Origin of the sequence: Micromonospora saelicesensis (genome assembly GCF_900091575.1) — a bacterium.
In the GTDB taxonomy this organism is placed as follows: domain Bacteria; phylum Actinomycetota; class Actinomycetes; order Mycobacteriales; family Micromonosporaceae; genus Micromonospora; species Micromonospora saelicesensis.
In genome coordinates, this window is record NZ_FMCR01000010.1 from 66,259 (window position 1) to 81,978 (window position 15,720).

The 15,720-nt window shown below is 71.2% G+C and carries 19 protein-coding genes; 10 read left to right on the top strand and 9 right to left on the bottom strand.

The features are described 5' to 3' along the window. Nucleotides 1-86: 86 nt before the first annotated feature. The 4 genes from GA0070561_RS31520 (at nucleotide 87) to GA0070561_RS31535 (ending at nucleotide 3,774) form a co-directional block, all read left to right on the top strand. Nucleotides 87-395: a hypothetical protein gene (locus tag GA0070561_RS31520; protein ID WP_141710512.1), complete on the top strand. Its 309-nt coding sequence runs from the start codon at nucleotides 87-89 to the stop codon at nucleotides 393-395. A gap of 112 nt (nucleotides 396-507) precedes the next feature. Then, complete coding sequence (locus GA0070561_RS31525; RefSeq protein ID WP_091409096.1) at nucleotides 508-1,038, top strand: SigE family RNA polymerase sigma factor; 531 nt, start codon at nucleotides 508-510, stop codon at nucleotides 1,036-1,038. Next, entirely contained in the window at nucleotides 1,035-2,465 is a 1,431-nt protein-coding gene (locus tag GA0070561_RS31530) for a hypothetical protein (protein ID WP_091409100.1), read from the top strand. Before GA0070561_RS31525 ends, GA0070561_RS31530 begins: the two co-directional genes overlap by 4 nt. Nucleotides 2,466-2,556: 91 nt before the next feature. Beyond that, nucleotides 2,557-3,774 (top strand): Imm21 family immunity protein, encoded by a 1,218-nt coding sequence (locus tag GA0070561_RS31535; RefSeq protein WP_091409105.1) that lies wholly within the window; start codon nucleotides 2,557-2,559, stop codon nucleotides 3,772-3,774. Between the two features lie 294 nt (nucleotides 3,775-4,068). Here GA0070561_RS31535 and GA0070561_RS31540 read toward each other — a convergent pair whose 3' ends face one another. The 3 genes from GA0070561_RS31540 to GA0070561_RS31550 all read right to left on the bottom strand — a co-directional run bounded on the left by GA0070561_RS31540 (nucleotide 4,069) and on the right by GA0070561_RS31550 (nucleotide 6,898). Next, complete coding sequence (locus tag GA0070561_RS31540; RefSeq protein WP_091409109.1) at nucleotides 4,069-4,653, bottom strand: hypothetical protein; 585 nt, start codon at nucleotides 4,651-4,653, stop codon at nucleotides 4,069-4,071. A gap of 30 nt (nucleotides 4,654-4,683) precedes the next feature. Next, nucleotides 4,684-5,871 carry an NAD(P)/FAD-dependent oxidoreductase gene (locus tag GA0070561_RS31545; protein ID WP_091409114.1) on the bottom strand — a complete coding sequence of 396 codons (1,188 nt, stop codon included), beginning with the start codon at nucleotides 5,869-5,871 and terminating at the stop codon, nucleotides 4,684-4,686. Nucleotides 5,872-5,953: 82 nt separating this feature from the next. Beyond that, entirely contained in the window at nucleotides 5,954-6,898 is a 945-nt protein-coding gene (locus GA0070561_RS31550; RefSeq protein WP_091409620.1) for an RNA polymerase sigma-70 factor, read from the bottom strand. Between the two features lie 107 nt (nucleotides 6,899-7,005). On the opposite strand from GA0070561_RS31550, the gene GA0070561_RS31555 reads away from it, so the two are divergent. Beyond that, a complete protein-coding gene (locus tag GA0070561_RS31555; protein ID WP_091409118.1) occupies nucleotides 7,006-7,599 on the top strand; it encodes an HD domain-containing protein in 594 nt (197 codons plus the stop codon). A gap of 6 nt (nucleotides 7,600-7,605) precedes the next feature. Here the strand turns inward: GA0070561_RS31555 and GA0070561_RS31560 are convergent, their stop codons facing one another. From GA0070561_RS31560 to GA0070561_RS31575, 4 genes are all read right to left on the bottom strand, one after another. Next, complete coding sequence (locus tag GA0070561_RS31560) at nucleotides 7,606-8,826, bottom strand: MFS transporter (RefSeq protein ID WP_091409122.1); 1,221 nt, start codon at nucleotides 8,824-8,826, stop codon at nucleotides 7,606-7,608. Between the two features lie 75 nt (nucleotides 8,827-8,901). Beyond that, nucleotides 8,902-9,381, bottom strand: a complete 480-nt coding sequence (locus GA0070561_RS31565) for a hypothetical protein (RefSeq protein WP_091409125.1) — start codon at nucleotides 9,379-9,381, stop codon at nucleotides 8,902-8,904. A 9-nt stretch (nucleotides 9,382-9,390) separates the two neighbouring features. Then, entirely contained in the window at nucleotides 9,391-9,864 is a 474-nt protein-coding gene (locus GA0070561_RS31570; RefSeq protein WP_091409129.1) for a GNAT family N-acetyltransferase, read from the bottom strand. A 10-nt stretch (nucleotides 9,865-9,874) separates the two neighbouring features. After that, on the bottom strand, nucleotides 9,875-10,480 hold the full coding sequence (locus GA0070561_RS31575; RefSeq protein ID WP_208603898.1) for a TetR/AcrR family transcriptional regulator: 606 nt from the start codon (nucleotides 10,478-10,480) through the stop codon (nucleotides 9,875-9,877). A 132-nt stretch (nucleotides 10,481-10,612) separates the two neighbouring features. Here GA0070561_RS31575 and GA0070561_RS31580 point away from each other — a divergent pair, with 132 nt between their 5' ends. The 5 genes from GA0070561_RS31580 to GA0070561_RS31600 all read left to right on the top strand — a co-directional run bounded on the left by GA0070561_RS31580 (nucleotide 10,613) and on the right by GA0070561_RS31600 (nucleotide 14,824). Then, nucleotides 10,613-11,632, top strand: coding sequence for an aldo/keto reductase (locus GA0070561_RS31580; protein ID WP_091409132.1), 1,020 nt, complete (start codon nucleotides 10,613-10,615; stop codon nucleotides 11,630-11,632). Between the two features lie 48 nt (nucleotides 11,633-11,680). After that, a complete protein-coding gene (locus GA0070561_RS31585; protein ID WP_091409135.1) occupies nucleotides 11,681-12,235 on the top strand; it encodes a Uma2 family endonuclease in 555 nt (184 codons plus the stop codon). Between the two features lie 45 nt (nucleotides 12,236-12,280). Further along, on the top strand, nucleotides 12,281-13,075 hold the full coding sequence (locus GA0070561_RS31590) for a class I SAM-dependent methyltransferase (RefSeq protein ID WP_091409138.1): 795 nt from the start codon (nucleotides 12,281-12,283) through the stop codon (nucleotides 13,073-13,075). A 442-nt stretch (nucleotides 13,076-13,517) separates the two neighbouring features. Beyond that, nucleotides 13,518-13,787 (top strand): hypothetical protein, encoded by a 270-nt coding sequence (locus GA0070561_RS31595; RefSeq protein ID WP_091409141.1) that lies wholly within the window; start codon nucleotides 13,518-13,520, stop codon nucleotides 13,785-13,787. After that, nucleotides 13,787-14,824 carry a hypothetical protein gene (locus GA0070561_RS31600; RefSeq protein WP_091409146.1) on the top strand — a complete coding sequence of 346 codons (1,038 nt, stop codon included), beginning with the start codon at nucleotides 13,787-13,789 and terminating at the stop codon, nucleotides 14,822-14,824. The genes GA0070561_RS31595 and GA0070561_RS31600 overlap by 1 nt, the downstream gene beginning before the upstream one ends. Nucleotides 14,825-14,871: 47 nt before the next feature. On the opposite strand, the gene GA0070561_RS31605 is transcribed toward GA0070561_RS31600, so the two are convergent. Beyond that, complete coding sequence (locus GA0070561_RS31605; RefSeq protein WP_091409149.1) at nucleotides 14,872-15,402, bottom strand: SRPBCC family protein; 531 nt, start codon at nucleotides 15,400-15,402, stop codon at nucleotides 14,872-14,874. Continuing rightward, nucleotides 15,403-15,714 carry an ArsR/SmtB family transcription factor gene (locus tag GA0070561_RS31610; RefSeq protein ID WP_091409152.1) on the bottom strand — a complete coding sequence of 104 codons (312 nt, stop codon included), beginning with the start codon at nucleotides 15,712-15,714 and terminating at the stop codon, nucleotides 15,403-15,405. It lies immediately after the preceding gene. Between the last annotated feature and the right edge of the window lie 6 nt (nucleotides 15,715-15,720).

A 15,720-nucleotide genomic window follows, 5' to 3' on the forward strand; every position in this document is an offset into this window, starting at 1 on the left:
CGGAGCGGGACTTGCTTCCGGGCGGCAGCGCTGACGAGTGTCTGACAGGGACAGACGGTGCCGAGCGCGTCCCCGATACTCGGCAGGTGATCAGCAATGACCCTCGCGTCCCGTGGTTGCCTCGCGCGCCCCATCCAGCCGACAGCTCGACGCTGCCGCTCTACATGGTCATCTTCTTTGTCCTGGGCCTCCTCGGCTTCGCGGCACACGGGTTGGTCGACGGCAGGGAAGGGTTCGTCCTCGCGAGCATCATCTCGGGAGTGTTCTTCGCGTGCTTCCTGATCCTCTTCGCGATCTACTGGATCGGATACCTGCTCAAAGGCCACGCCATCTGGCAGGCCGAGCGCCAGGCCGGGTCCGAAGGGCCGTCCGCGGGTCAACAACCGGAGGACTGAGCCCGTCGGGTTGAGCCCGGCGTGCGGTCCTCCACTCAACCCCGAAGGTCGCCGGTGGCGTCTCACTCTGCGTCCGCACTTAGACGCGAGGTGGACGCGACCTGGAGGTGGCGTGAGTCGGCACGAGGACGACGAAGAGTTTCGGCTGTTCGTCCAACGACAGTGGGGGTCGCTGCTTCGAACGGCCTACCTGCTGACCGGCGACCGGGGGACAGCCGAGGACCTGACGCAGTCGGCGTTGGAGAAGACCCATCGGCGCTGGGGGAGGGTTCTGCGCCGGGACGCGCCCGAGGTCTACGTACGCCGGGCGATGGTGAACACGGCGATCTCCTGGCGGCGTCGGCGGCGGCCGTTGGAGGTGCCGCTGCTGACCTCCGACAGCCAGCCGGCGCATGACGCGTACGTGCAGGTGGAGCAGCGGCAACTACTCCTCGCCGCGTTGCGGCGATTACCGCCCCGGACGCAGGCGGTGCTGGTGCTGCGCTACTTCGAGGATCTCAGCGAGGCGGACACCGCCAAGGTCCTCGGCTGCTCCGTCGGCGCGGTGAAGAGCCAGGCGTCGCGCGGGTTGGCCCGGCTGCGCAGCGACTTCGCCCCACCCGCCGCTCAGTCCCCGGTACGGCTCGAGGAGGAACTGGCATGACCGGAAGCTTCGCCAATTCGACGCTCAGTCCCGCACTGCGGCAGGCCGCGCACGGCGTCGACGTACCCGAGGACCCCTGGCCCGGGTTCGCCCGCCGGGAGCGACGGCACCAGCGGACCCGGCTGATCCGCACGGCGTTGGCCGCTGCGGTCGGGGTGGCGCTCGTCGGGGTCCAGACCAACGTGGTTCCGCTGCCCGGATGGGCACCGGGCATCGCGGTCGCCGCCACTCCGACGGCGCTGCTCGACGCGCCACCGCGGGGCGCGCTGGCCGGGGATCGGGCCTGGCTGGACACGCTCCGGACGCGGATCAGCGCCGATCCGCCGGTGCGAATCGACGCCCCGGTGGGTGCCTGGAAGATCGGCGATCGTGACCGGATCCGGCTGATCTACGGCAGTGACCAGCCTGGCCACCGGGTCGCGCTGGTCGCGGTGCCGCTGCGGTTCGGCCTGCTGACCAGGGAGGCACTGGTCTGGTACATGGGTCCGGCCGGAGCCGGTGCCCAGCAGATGCGGTACGGCGGCCACAGCGAGGGCGACGACGACCCGGTGATGACGCTGATGCAGGTATACCCCGACCGGGCCGGGTTCGCGGTCGCCGTCGGTCCGCCCGAATCCACGGTGACGATCAGTGGCGAGCCTCGATACACGTCGAGGGGGACGGTGGAGTACCAGGACATCGCCAGGGCGGACGGCGGCGGGGTCGGGTTCGCCGTGCTGCCTCCCCAACCCCTGCCGCACGAACCCGTCGTCCGGGTCAGCCGCGGCGACCGGGTGTTCTTCCAGGGCGGTCTGGGTGGCGGCCCGTACGCCGGGCTCGACCCGACCGGGCCGGAGATGGACGCCCTGCTGACCGGCGCTCGCCGACCCGTCCGAGGCACGCCGCTCGACGAAGCCAACCTCCGCAACTTCGTCCATACGGCACTCCAGAACAGCCAGCTCCCGGCCGTCGACACGACGGTACGGGTGCGGTGGTCGGGCCGCGAGCACGGCCAGGCCGCCGCGCTGCTCACCGTGCGGCCGGCCGGCGGTGGAGTGATCGCGTACGCCATGCACGGCGACGATCGGACCGGATGGTGGATCGACCTGCGGCTGCTGTTGCCGGCCGAGGGCGCCGATCGCCGACCGATCGGCTGGCGGGTCCGGACCGAGGACGGCGCCCGGCCCCCCACCGGCCAGGTGCGGGTGATCGCCCCGCCGGACGCGGCCCGCGTCACGGTGACGGTCGGAGGCGCACCCCCGGCCACTGTCGTCCTCGACGCGTCGAACGCCGGCACCACCCGGGTACCGCCGGACCAGCCGGCCACTCTCACCGCGTACTCCGCCGACGGCGGCATCCTCGGGACCACCCCGCTGCCGCCTGTGGAAACGATCAGCGACGCGGGAGGTCTGCCGGGCGACAGCCCGGCCACCCGGGTGACACCCTGACGCAGCGGCCGAGCCGTCCGAGGACGGCTCGGCCCGCGTCGGTCTCTAGGATCGACAGCCTTGATGGCGAAGACGGCCTGCGGGAGCGCATGTGACAAGCGAGGCAGAACGGCCACCCGACCGGCTCGGCGACATCGCCGAGCGGGCCGAAGCCGTCCTCGTCGACTTCGACGGTCCGATCTGCCGCCTGTTCGGCAGCAGGGCCGCGCCGCGTATCGCCGCGGACCTGCGTCAGCTGATCGTCGACCGGGGCGTCGTTCTGCCCGCTGAGCTGCGCGACGGGGACGACCCGCTGGAGCTGTTCCGCGCGACCGCTGTGGTCGCGCCCGAGCTGGTCGGCGTCGTCGGTGCGGCCCTGGCGGCGGCGGAGGTCGAGGCGGCGGCGTCTGCGGAGACCACGATCGGAGCCTTCGACCTGGTCGCGGCGTGCCTGGCGACCGGGCGTCCCCTCGCCATCGTCAGCAACAACTCCGCCGCCGCCATCGGCGCCTATCTCGGGCGCCGCGACCGGGCCCGCTACTTCGCCGCCGTCATCGGCCGGGGTGAGCATCCCGATCTGCTGAAGCCCAACCCGGTGCCGGTTGAGCAGGCCCTGCGAGCGCTGAAGGTCGCACCCGGTGCCGCTGTTCTGGTCGGTGACTCGATCACCGACATCGCCGCCGCCCGAGCAGCCGGTGTCGCCTGTATCGGGTACGCCAACAAACCCGGCAAGGCCGAACGCCTCGTCGCCGCCGGCGCCGACGCGATCGTGACCGACATGACCGACCTGGCCGGCGTCCTCGCTCGTACGCGCAGGCCGGTCAGCCAACTGCCGTGGGTCGATTCGGGCGGCGGGCCGCTCATCGTCGTGCCGACGACGGCGCTCGGCGACTGGAAGGGCGCGTCGGACGACGACGATGACTCCTGGGGTGACTACGACCGGGCCTGCGAAGTCGACGGTTACGTGGGGGTGCTCGATGTCGGTGCGGCCCAGGCGCTCGTTCTGGCCGACGAACCGGCTTCCACCACGTACCTCCCGGACCGGCGGATCTTCGTGCGGTGGCTCTACGCCGTCTCCGAGGCAGAGGTCGTCCGCCTCGTTCCCCGGGCGGTCGAGATCGCCGACTGGGAGGACGCGGGCACGTGGACGACCAGCGGGCCAGCCGAGTTGTTCGACTCCGGCTATACCGGCGACGGGCTGGAGCACACCACCCACCTCACCGTGGACGTGGCTCCTGGCACGTACCTGATCCGCACCGCTTTCGTGCAACCCGACAAGAGGACGGCGCTGATGCTGGTCCACCTGGTCGAGCAGACGCAGTCAGCGTGAGTCACCTGGCGGCCTCCACCGTGCGTTCGGCTGGCCCGCCATGTCGATCTGCCGAGGAGCGGTATACCTCAGAGGCATATTTATACCTCTGAGGTATACCGTTTAAAACCGCATCCGCCCCGACGAAGGTGACCGACGGTGACCGGCCTGGCCATACCGCGCCGGTCCGACAGGTCGGTGTTCGCGGCCAGAGCCAACGAGCCTCCAGAGCCCTACGCACAACACCTGCGCCACGGCGACTCCCTGCGCCCGCAGTCCCAGCCAGGGTTAGGAGTTTTTGCCTAGCACCTTTCGCTATGAGTCCAGCCGGGGCTCGCACAGGCGCATGGCGTCCTCCTGCCAGGCACTTCCGACGAGAGCGACCGGGTAGCGCACCTCCCTGAGCCGCCTGTCCTCGGTCTCGACGGAGAACCGCACCGACAACGGCTCCAGGTCGAACGCCGTCGCGCACTCCAATTGCAGATCGACGGCAATCTGACCGGTGCCACCCGGGCGGACGTGCCGGGCCTGGCCCATGCCGCGTACCTGGACGCCCGGCCTTTCGGCCTGCACCGCGCGGATCGTGATCGGCGCGGGGCCGGTGTTGATCAGTGTCAGCTGCCCGTTCAGCACGACGGTTCCCCTGCTGTTCGAGCCTCCCGAATAGCCCGACTCGGGTAGGGCCACGAGGGAGACCACAGTGGACCGCTCGCGCTGTGCACGAGAGTCTCGCAACTCACCGACACCGATGCCGCCGAGCACCACACCGATCACGAAGGCGGCGACGAGCGCAAGGAGCACGTTCCGCCTGTTCGCGACGTTCCCGTGGGTGATGTCGCTCCGTTCGGCCGGTTCATGACCGTGTTCGTCGAGATCGATCACCACATGCTCCGCCGCCATTGCGACAGCCTAGGGCTGGCGCATGTCCGGTCAGGAGGCGGCCGTGCGGACCTCCGATCGGGTCGGGACGACGCGGTGGCGGCGGACCGGGTACAGGACCGGGTGTGCGATGCTCCAGGCGGCGCCCGTGCAGACGAACTCCTTGTAGCGGGCCGCCAGCTTCCCGGTGAGGAGGGCCGGCCTGGCCCGGTCGTCGGCGGTCACGTACTGGATGATGCCGTCGCGGCGGCCGAGGCTGATGCACTGGTTGAAGTAGCGCAGTGGGGCCTTGGGGAACTTCGCCCGACCGGTCAGGCGTGCGGCGATGGCGTCGGCGGCCTGCCAGGCCATCGGGATGCCCGAGGCGCAGGACATCCGCAGCGGCTTGCCACCCGGTCCTTCGGCGATCGCGGCGTCGCCCACCGCGTACACCTCGGGGTGTGAGACCGACCGCATGCTGGCGTCGACGATGATCTGCCCGGTCTCCGCGACCGCCAGGGTCGTGGCGGCGGCGATGGGGTGCACGGCGAAGCCGGTCGTCCACACCGTCACCTGGGCCGGGATCTCCCGACCGTCGCGGGTGACCGCACCGGCCGCCTCGACCCGCGCGATGTCGGTGTGCTCGTGCACTGTGATGCCGAGCCGGTCGCAGACGCCGCGCAGGTGCTGCTGCGCCTTGCCGTTGAGCCAGTCGCCGAGACCGCCGCGGGCGGCGAGCGCGACATCGAGGTCCGGCCGGGTCTCGGCGATCTCAGTGACCGCTTCGAGGCCGGTGAGGCCGCCGCCGACGACGAGCACGGTCCCACCGGGCGTGAGGTGGGCGAGGCGGTCGCGCAACCGCAGCGCCGAGGGCCTACCGGCGATGTCGTACGCGTGCTCGGCGACCCCGGGGACGCCATGGTCGGCGGTAACGCTGCCGAGGGCGTAGACGAGCGTGTCGTAGGTGATCTCGTCGGTGCCGTTGTCGTCGGCGAGCGCGACGGTCCTGCGATCGGCGTCGACGGCGGTGACCCGGGCCAGCCGGGGCTTGACGCCGGTGCCGGCGTAGACCTCGCTCAGTGGGCGTCGTTTGAGGTCCTGCCCGGTGGCCAGTTGGTGCATGCGGACCCGCTCGACGAAATCCGCGTCGGGGTTGATGACGGTGATCTCGGTGTCGTCCGCGTGCAGCCGCTTGGCGAGGCGCCCGGCGGCCATGGCTCCGGCGTAACCCGCTCCGAGGACGACGATGCGGTGCTTCATGGTGGCACTCCTGTCTCGGTGGTGGTCGCTTCCTGAACCGGACAGCGACGCGATTCCTGACAGGAGTTGGCTATGAGCTGGATCACCAGACGTGGAGAGTGGGCTCCCCATGCTCGGAGGCGGACCACTGCCGGGTGGCACGGACGAGCTTGTCGGGGTTGACCTGGTTGTGGATGGCCGTGACACCCTCGGGCGTCACCTCCACCGACATCACGCCGATGACCCGGTCGTCGATCACGACCACCACGGCCGGAGCGCCGTTGGCGGTGGTGACGTACATGGCCGGGCTGCCACCGACCAGGTCCCGTTTGACGTCGGCGGGCCTGAACAGGCCACGCAGGAACTTCGCCACCGCCAGCGCGCCGACGATCGGCGCGGCCCGGGCCGGGATCTTGCCGCCGCCGTCGGCGGTGCTCGTCGCGTCGTCGGTCAGCAACTCCACCAGCCGCTGGATCTCACCGTTGTTGGCCGCCGTGAGGAACTCCGCGACGATCTTCCGGGCGGTGGCCCGGTCGACCTCCGCGCGGGCCCGTTCGGCGGTGACGTGCTGCTTGGCACGCCGGTAGGTCTGCTGGCAGTTCGACTCGGTGATGCCGAGGATCTCGGCGATCTCACCGTGGGAGTAGCCGAAGGCCTCCCGCAGCACGTACACCGCGCGTTCGTTGGGCGACAACCGCTCCAGCAGGGTGAGCACCGCCATCGAGACCGACTCGCGCTGCTCGGCGGTGTCGAGCGGGCCGAGCATCCGGTCCCCGGCGAGGACCGGCTCGGGCAGCCACGTGCCCACATAGGTCTCCCGCCTGGCCCGCGCCGAGGTCAGCTGGTTGAGACACACGTTGGTGAGGACCTTCGTCAGCCACGCCTCGGGCGTCTCGACGTGCTCCCGGTCGGCGCCCTGCCAGCGCAGGAAGGTGTCCTGGACGGCGTCCTCAGCGTCGCTGGCCGAGCCCAGCAGGCGATAGGCGATCGCCTCCAGGCGGGCCCTGGAGTGCTCGAACACCTCGACCTCGTCCGGACTGAGCGGCATGGTTCGATAGTCAACCACGCGCGCGACCTCGCCGACCGGTCGACTTCGTACCTCGAAACCGCTCACCTCAGGGGCCGGGCGCGTGTGGTGGTCGTACCCTTGCCGCGGTGACGTCCGATTCGTTGCGCCGCGCCCTCACCGCACCCGCGGACCCCTCGCTACGGCCTCTGCCCGACCAGGTCGCGGCCCTGTTGGAGGCCCTGCACGCACCGCCGCGTCTCGCCGCGCACCTGCGGGCCGTGCACGACGTCGCCGCGCAGCTGACCGACGCGATGGCGGAAAGGTTCCCGCAGCTCTCGTTCGATCGCGAGGCGGTGCTCTTCGGCGCCGCCACCCACGACATCGGCAAGGTCCTGCACCCGGAGGAGCTGTCCGGGCCCGGATCCGCCCACGAGCCCGCCGGCTACGAGCTGCTGCTGGGGCATGGTGTCTCCGAGGCGCTCGCCCGGTTCGCGCGTGACCACGCGTCCTGGCAGCAGGACGGCATCGGCGTTGACGACCTGCTGGTCAGCGTGGCGGACAAGGTGTGGAAGGGAAAGCGGGTCACCGACCTGGAAGAGCTGCTCGTGGACCGGCTTGCCGACGCCACCGGCCGCGAGCGGTGGTCGGTGTTCCTGGACCTGGACGACATCCTCGACCACATCGCCGCCGACGCGGACCGCCGGCTGGCCTTCCAGGCGACCCATCCGGTACGCGGGTGAACCCGGTCAGCGGCTCGCCGGACCCGTTCCCGCCGTTCGGCGCGGCGAGGGCGCGGTCGGCGTCTCGTCGGGTGGCGTCGACCGGCGGCGGAACGTGGCCACCACCACGGCGGTCAGGCAGATCGCCGCGGCGGCGATGAGCGGCGGGCGGGCGCCGAGGTGGACGGCTGCGGAGCCGAGCGGGATCGCGACGACGAGCGGCCCGAACATCGCGGTGTTGGCCGTCGCGGAGACCCGTCCCAGCAGCGCCGACGGCGTGTGGGTCTGCACGGCGGTCACCGCCGCGACGAGGGTCCAGGGCAGCCCGACGCCGGCCACCACAGCCCCGACGACGGTGGCCGGCCACCACGGCAGGCAGCGCGCCAGGCACCCGATCGCGAACAGCGCCGTTCCGACGGCACCGACGGCACCGGGACCTCTTGCCGTGATGAGTCGACCGACGATCAGGCCGCCGAGAATGGAACCTGCGCCCTGCGCGCTGGCCAGCACACCCAGGAACGTCGTCGGCAGGCGCAGCTCGGTGACGACGATCGCGTAGATTCCCGCCGTCGTGAAGCCGGACATGGCGATCGACACCGCGGCGAGCACGACCGGCAGACGTGTCGCTGGCTGTCCGAACAGGACCGCCAGTCCGGTACGCGGGCCGCCGCCGCGTTCCGTGCGCCGGTCGGTGGGCGTCCGGTTCAGGCGAAGTAACGCGTACAGGGTGGCGACCAGGACCGGCATGGCCGCACTGAGGACGACGACCGCGTGGCTACCCCACCACGCGTAGAGGCCGGCCCCGGCCAGGGGAGCGACGAGCTTCATGCCCTCCTGTGCGCTCGAGCGCCACCCGTTGACGTCGCCGAGTTCGGTCGGGGCGAGTGCCGACGGCAGCAGCGCCGTCTCGCCGGCGTCGATCAGCACGTAGCTGACGCCGTAGGCGCACGAGACGGCGAAGATGAGCCAGGTCTGCCCCGGCCCGCGTACCGCGAGGAGCGCCAGCAGGGCGGCCGCCAGCATGAGGTTGACGGCGATGACCAGCGGCCGCCGGGGTGCCCGGTCGAGCAGACCGCCCAGCCACGGTCCGGCGAGCACCGGGGCGTAGACGCAGAGCCCGGCGAGGGCGGCGAGGCTGGTGGAGCCGGTGAGGTCCAGGATCCAGATGCCGGCGACCAGGGACATGGCGCTGCTGCCGAAGCCGGACAGCAGGGAGATCGCCACGAACAGGCCCGCGTTGCGACGCATGAGCACTCCGAGTTGAGTCGAGGTGACTCATATCCTCAAGCTTGAGCGAGGCACAGGCAATGCCGCCGCATGTTGTCAATGATCCATTGACAGGGCGATCTCGATCTTCGTGGCGGCGGTCCGAGCGGGCGCGGGCAGTCGCTCACCCGCTTCGGCGAGATCGGTGGCAAGGAGCAGTGCCAACGCGTGCAGCGAGCCCGGGGCGGCGTCCAACGCGGCGTCCACAGTGCTCCGTACGAGCGCCGCTCGACGAAATCGGCTGTCCCACCGCTGGTCGGCGCCGATCCACCGAGCCAGGTCGGCCACCGCCGCCCGCAGCGCCGCGATCTGCGGAGGCATCCGGAGGTCGAGCTGCTGCCGCCGCGACCATCGTGCCGCCACCAGCCGTTGTCGACGCTGCTCGGCGGCCTGCCGGCTGCCGAGGCCGAGTGCCGTCGCGATCTGGGCCCACGTCGCACCGTCGTGGCGCGCGCGGTCGATGATCTCCAGCTCCTGCTCGTCCAGGCGAGCGCGGGTAGCGCAGACCTCCGCCAACCGAGCCAGCTCCGACGTCATCTGTCAACGTTACATTGACACTGCGCGAGACTCGGCGGTGATCGTCCTGGGCGCGCGGACCATGAACACGTCCACCGGGTCCTCGGTGTCGATCGTGAATCCGTGTCGCTCGTACAGCCTCCGGGCCGGGCTGCCCCGCAGCACGTTCAGCCGCGCCGGCGTGCCGAGGCGGTCGCACCGGTCCAGCAGTTCACGCAGCACGGCCGTGCCGATGCCACTGCCCTGTAGCCGCGGGGCCAGGTAGAAGTGCTCCAGCCAGTGGGCGTCCGCGTCGGGCCGCAACGCCACGCAGCCGGCGAACGCGCCGTCCACCTCGACGACCCAGGTGTACGCCGGTGCGAAACCGTCCCGCAGGCGCTGCCGCACCCGCTGTTCGTCGTACCGCCCGAGCCGCTCCAGATCGGCTCGCAGCACCACCGCCCGCAACTCGGCCACCGCCTCGACGTCCGCCGCCGAGGCCGGCCGAAGCTCCCAGTCCGCCATGATCAATAAGCTAGCGCGGCCCGGTGCCCTGGGGGTGCTGTCGCAGCCCGGCGACGAGGATTTCGACCATGCGACGCGCGTCGTAGCGGGGTTCGCCGGCACCGATGCAGAGATTGCCGACACCGCGCAGCAACTCGAAGGCCGTCACGTCGGGGCGGATCTCGCCGGCTGCGGCAGCGGCGTCGAGCAGTTGGGCGCACGCCGGCACGAGGCGGTCCAGGAAGTAGGCGTGCAGGGTCTCGAACGCCGCGTTATCGGACTGGAGCGCCTCGGCGAGGCCGTGCTTGGTGACCAGGAAGTCGACGAAGAGGTTGATCCACTGGGCGAGGGCGGCGTGCGGTGTGCTGCTGTCGGCCAGCAGCGTCGGGCCCGCCTCCGCGCACGCCTCGACCTGATGCCGGTAGACGGCGACGATGAGGTCGGCGCGGGTCGGGAAGTGGCGGTAGATGGTGCCGACACCGACGCCGGCCCGGGCGGCGATGTCGCGTACGGGCGCGTCCACGCCCGAGGCGACGAAGGCCGAGGCGGCGGCGTCCAGCAGTGTCGCCTCGTTGCGCCGGGCGTCAGCCCGCTTCCGCGGGGTTGACCTCCCCGATTCGCTGTCGATGTCGGCCACCGCGCCGTTACCCCCGTCACTTGGCAAACGGAACGCTGTTCCGTATCGTTCTTAGCGGAACGTGGTTCCACTTGCTCAGGATGCCAGAGCGGGTGGACCAGTGTCACCTCACCCTTCCGTGGAGGAACAGCCATGCAGTACCGCACCCTGGGGCGCACCGGCGTCCAGGTCAGCACCCTCGTGCTCGGCGCAATGAACTTCGGCAAACTGGGGCACACCACCCAGGACGAGGCGACGGCGATCGTCGACGCCGCGTTGGAGGCCGGGATCAACCTGATCGACACCGCCGACATGTACAGCCAGGGCGAGTCGGAGCAGCTGGTCGGCAAGGCCATCGCCGGCCGCCGCGACGACATCGTGCTGGCCACGAAGGCCGGCATGCCGATGGGCGACGAGCGCAATCAGCGGGGCAGCTCGCGCCGCTGGCTGGTCACCGAGTTGGACAACAGCCTGCGCCGCCTCGGCGTCGACCACGTCGACCTCTACCAGATCCACCGGTGGGACCCGACCACCAGCGACGAGGAGACCCTGTCGGCGCTGACCGACCTGCAACGGGCGGGCAAGATCCGCTACTTCGGCTCCTCGACCTTCCCCGCGTACCGCATCGTCCAGGCCGAGTGGGCCGCGCGGGAGCACCACCTGGGCCGGTACGTGACGGAGCAGCCCAGCTACTCGATCCTGCAACGGGGGATCGAGGCCCACGTCCTGCCCGTGACCGAGCAGTACGGGCTCGGCGTGCTCGCCTGGAGCCCGCTCGCCTCGGGCTGGCTCTCCGGTGCGATCCGCGCCGGCCGGGAGATCACCACCAGCCGCTCGGCGCTCCTGCCCGCCCGCTTCGACCTCAGCGTCCCGGCCAACCAGGCCCGGCTCGACGCCGTCGAGCAGCTGGCCACCGTCGCCGACGAGGCGGGGCTCACCCTGATCCAGCTCGCACTCGGGTTCGTCACCGCGCACCCGGCCGTGACGAGCGCGATCATCGGCCCCCGCACCATCGACCACCTGCACGCCCAACTCGCCGCCGCGGACACCGTGCTCCCGGCCGACGTGCTCGACGCGATCGACGCGATCGTCGCACCCGGGGTCGACCTCGCCGCAGCCGAGAAGTTCGACACCCCGCCCGCCCTGCTCGACCCGGCGCGGCGGCGTCGCTGAGCCAACGGGTGCGGTGATCGACCCCGTTGGTCACCTAGGATGTGACTCATGAGCGCTGAGGCTGTCGGCATGCACATGCCCGCCGTTGTGACGCTCGACGACGTGGCGGCGATGAACGCCGCCGATCCGAACGGTCACCGCTACGAGACCAGCCCCGAGGGGGTCCTGTCGGTCATGCCGCCGCCCGATTCGGAACACGCCATGATCGCCAGTCGCCTCTTCGCCTGGTTGATCGTGGCGGGTTGGCCCGCCGAGCAGGTGCTTCAGGCAGTCGGTGTGCGCATCTCCGGACCGGACGGTGACGGTGGCCGCATCCCCGATGTGAGTGTCTGGCGTAAGCCGCCGTCCCGCAGCGTCTGGGCCGCAGTCGCCGACGTCGTACTCGTCGTGGAGATCGTCTCGCCGGGCTCGGAGGCGATGGACTCCGTGACCAAGGTCCGCGAGTACGCGTCGGCGGGGATCCCGCAGTACTGGGTGGTCGATCGGGACGGCGCGCAGACGGTCACCCTGCACCGGCTGGGCGGGGACGGCAGCTACGAGACGCGGGCGCGGATGCCGTTGGCCTGGCTGCTCCAGACCGCCCCCGCCGACCATCTCGACTGAACGTCACCACCGACGGCCTGCCCAGGCCTGTCGTATCGTTCCGGGATGGTACAGCCGGTGTGGGCGAACGGTGACGCGTACGAGGCGTACGTGGGTCGGTGGAGCCGTCTGGTCGCTGTGGAATTCCTGCGCGGGTTGGCCGTTGCGCCGGGGCGGCACTGGCTCGACGTGGGCTGCGGCACCGGAGCGCTGACCTCGACGATCCTCAGCCACAACGACCCCGTCGAGATCACCGGCATCGACCCGTCGGAGGGGTTCGTCGCTGTCGCGCGTACCCGGGTCACCGACCCCCGGGCGGCATTCCAGGTCGGTGACGCGCGGGCCCTGCCGCTACCCGATCGTGTAGCGGACGTGGTGGTCAGCGGATTGACGCTCAACTTCGTGCCGGAGCCCGCGCGGGCGGTGGCGGAGTTCGCCCGGGTGGTCCGGCCGGCCGGGGTGGTGGCCGCCTACGTCTGGGACTACGCCGAGGGGATGGCGATGATGCGGCACTTCTGGGCCGCCGCCGCACAGCTCGACCCGGCCTCGGCGAAGCTGAACGAGGGGAACCGCACCACGGTGTGTCAGCCCGACGCGCTCCGCACGCTGTGGGAGCGGGCCGGGTTGCGGGACGTGTCGGTCTGGCCGGTCGACGTGCCCACGACCTTCACCGATTTCGCCGACTACTGGACACCGTTCCTCGGCGGTCAGGGGTCGGCGCCGGGGTACGTCGCGACGTTGGCCGAATCCGACCGGGCCGCGCTGCGGGAGTCGCTGGCCACCCGGCTGCCGGTCGAGCCGGACGGGTCGATCCGGCTCACCGCGCGGGCCTGGGCCGTACGCGGCACGCCGCCCGAGTAACCGTCGCGCCGAGCCTCGCCGGAGGTTGTCGCAAACCGGACAAGACGGTAAAGCCCCTGGTAGAGCACCCTTGGGGCAGGTGGAGGTAGACGGGTGGCGGGCCACATCCCAATCCTCCGGCCCGGCGGGGACAACATCGTCCCCACCGGTGCCGCCCTCACCCAGCCCGGCCTCGAAGCCGCGGCGGTCACGGCACAGCTGCCGTGCCGATCGCGCGTACGACAGGCCGTGGCTGCCACCGACACCCCTGCGGGCGCCCGCAGCGGTGCCTCCGCCCACCGGGACAAGGACGTCAGCACCGTCGGTAGTCAGGCGACGCCGCCCACCGGCCGTGCCTGCCGTCCCCGTGCCCCGCCGGCCTTTCGCACTGTGGACCCCGCCGGGTCCGACGTCGCTGAACCGCGCGCCGGAGCCCTGGCGACCGAGCCAGAAAGGGCCCGACATGGCCGCTCCCACCGCAACCGCAGCCTTGAACGCATCCGTCTTCGCGCCGGGTGAGCAGATGCTGCTGACAGTCACCTACTCAGACGCCGACACCAAACCGCTGACCGTCACCATCGTGGTCACCGACGCGCAGGGCAACAGCAGCGCGCCGGTCAAGGTCACGGCGGTCATCGACCCGCTCACCGTGACCGTCACCGACAACTCCGGGCGTACCTGGACCCGGGTTTCCGACAACGGCTCCGTGGCCGTGTATCGGTCGGTGGCGTGATGGCCCGGGTCACCGTCCAGGTCCGCGACGCCGCCGGAAACACCGCGACGGCCACCGCCGACTACAGCCTGGGCCAACCCGTGCTCGGCGGCTACTACCTCTCCGGCGGCGCCGACCCGACCGCCGACATGGCCGGCGGCAACTTCCGGTCCCTCACCCAGTACCGCAGCTTCGCCGACGGCTACATCTTCCCCGGGTACAACCGACCCTGGCTGGTCAGCCTGGGCAAGGCCGGGGTGCAGATGAACATGGTCCTGGAGTTGAAGCACTACGGCGCTCCGAACTACGGACCGCAGAGCTTCACTGTGGACGGCACCAGCTACACCGTGCCGGCACCGACGATGACCATCCAGCAGCGCCCCGGCACGACCTGGCCGAAGGCGTACGGGTACGGCCAGGTGCTCAAGGGGCAGTGCGACGGGTTGTTCGCCCGTGCCCTGTCGCAGTACCGGACGCTCGGTTTCGGGGTGAACATCCAGCTCGCCTCGGAACTGGACACCGATCACGAGTTCGGCACCACCGAGGACGGAAAGGCGTACACCTGGGCCGAGTCGGACGCTCGGGCGGTGCAGGCGATGAACTACATCCTGACGTGGTTCAAGGCGCGGACGCTGCCGGCCGGGACGACCTTCTCGGTGGGGCTGGGCGGCTTCGACAGGGCCTGCTTCCAGCGCACCCACCCGGAGTCGCTGATGTCCCGCCTCGACTATCTCCAGTGGAACGCGTACGGCACCAACGCCAGCCACACGGCGCTGGCCCGGTTTCGTCGTACCAAGGACTGGGCGGTCGCGGATCTCGGCCCGGTGGCGCTGTCCCGACCGGTGATCATCGCCGAATGGGGGGTCAGGTCGGCCGAGATCCCGGACCAGGCGGCCTGGATCGCCACAGTGCCGGCGGCGATCGCCCAGCTCAACGCCGAGCGTGGGCCACGGATCGTGCGCACCAACTACTTCAACTCCGGGTGGGGCACCCTGACGCCGAAGGCGGTCGGGTTGGCAGCGCTCCGCGAGGCGTACGCCAAACGGCCGTACGTCTGACCGGGTTCCGGCGGCTCCGGGCTCCGGGGCCGCCGGGACTGCACGGGTCAGCCCTCACCGAGCCGTTCGGCGTACGCGTCGCGCAGCTCGGGCCAGCCGTAGTCCTTGGCCTCCGCGCCGCGGATCGGGCCGACCGGGTCGCCGCCGAGCAAGTGGTCGGCCACGTCGAGGCAGAGGTGCCAGCCGGCCGCGACCATCGGCAGCATGCCCCGGTCGGCGAGGGTGTGCCGCAGGGTGAGCCGGGTGCCGCTGCCCAGCGGGCTCAGCTCCCAGCGCAGCAGGTCGTCGCCCCAGGTGTACTCCAGCAGGTGCGGCGGTTCGGCCCGGCGTACCGTCGCCGGATCCTCCTGGGTGGTCTCGCCGTCGACGAGGGTGAGCACCGCGGCGCCGGCGCTGCCGAGATCGCGGTCGGCGAGGAACGGCGCCCACTGCGCGAGCTGGGCCGGGTCGGTCAGTGCCGCCCAGACGGTGGCTGGCGGATGCCGCAGGTCGCGGACGAAGACGAGGGTCCCTCCGGCGTCGGTGGGCTCGGCGCGCACGTCGGCGGGTGGGCTCGGGCGGAACGCGTCGCGGTCCATTCACTGCTCCTGACTGTCGAGGTGCCGTTCCAGGGCGTCCAGGTGTCGGGCCCAGAGCCGCCGGTACGGCTCGAGCCAGCCGTCGACGTCCCGCAGTGGGCCGGGGTCGAGGCGGTAGATCCGCTGTCGGGCGGCCGTCCGGCAGGTGACGAAGCCGGCGTCGCGAAGCACCCGCAGGTGTTTGGAGACGGCTGGCTGGCTGACCCCGAGCCCATCGACCAGTTCGCCGACGCTGCGTTCGGCGTCGCGGAGCTGATCGAGGATCCGGCGCCGGGTGGGCTCGGCGAGGACGGTGAAGGCGTCGGTGGACACCTTGCC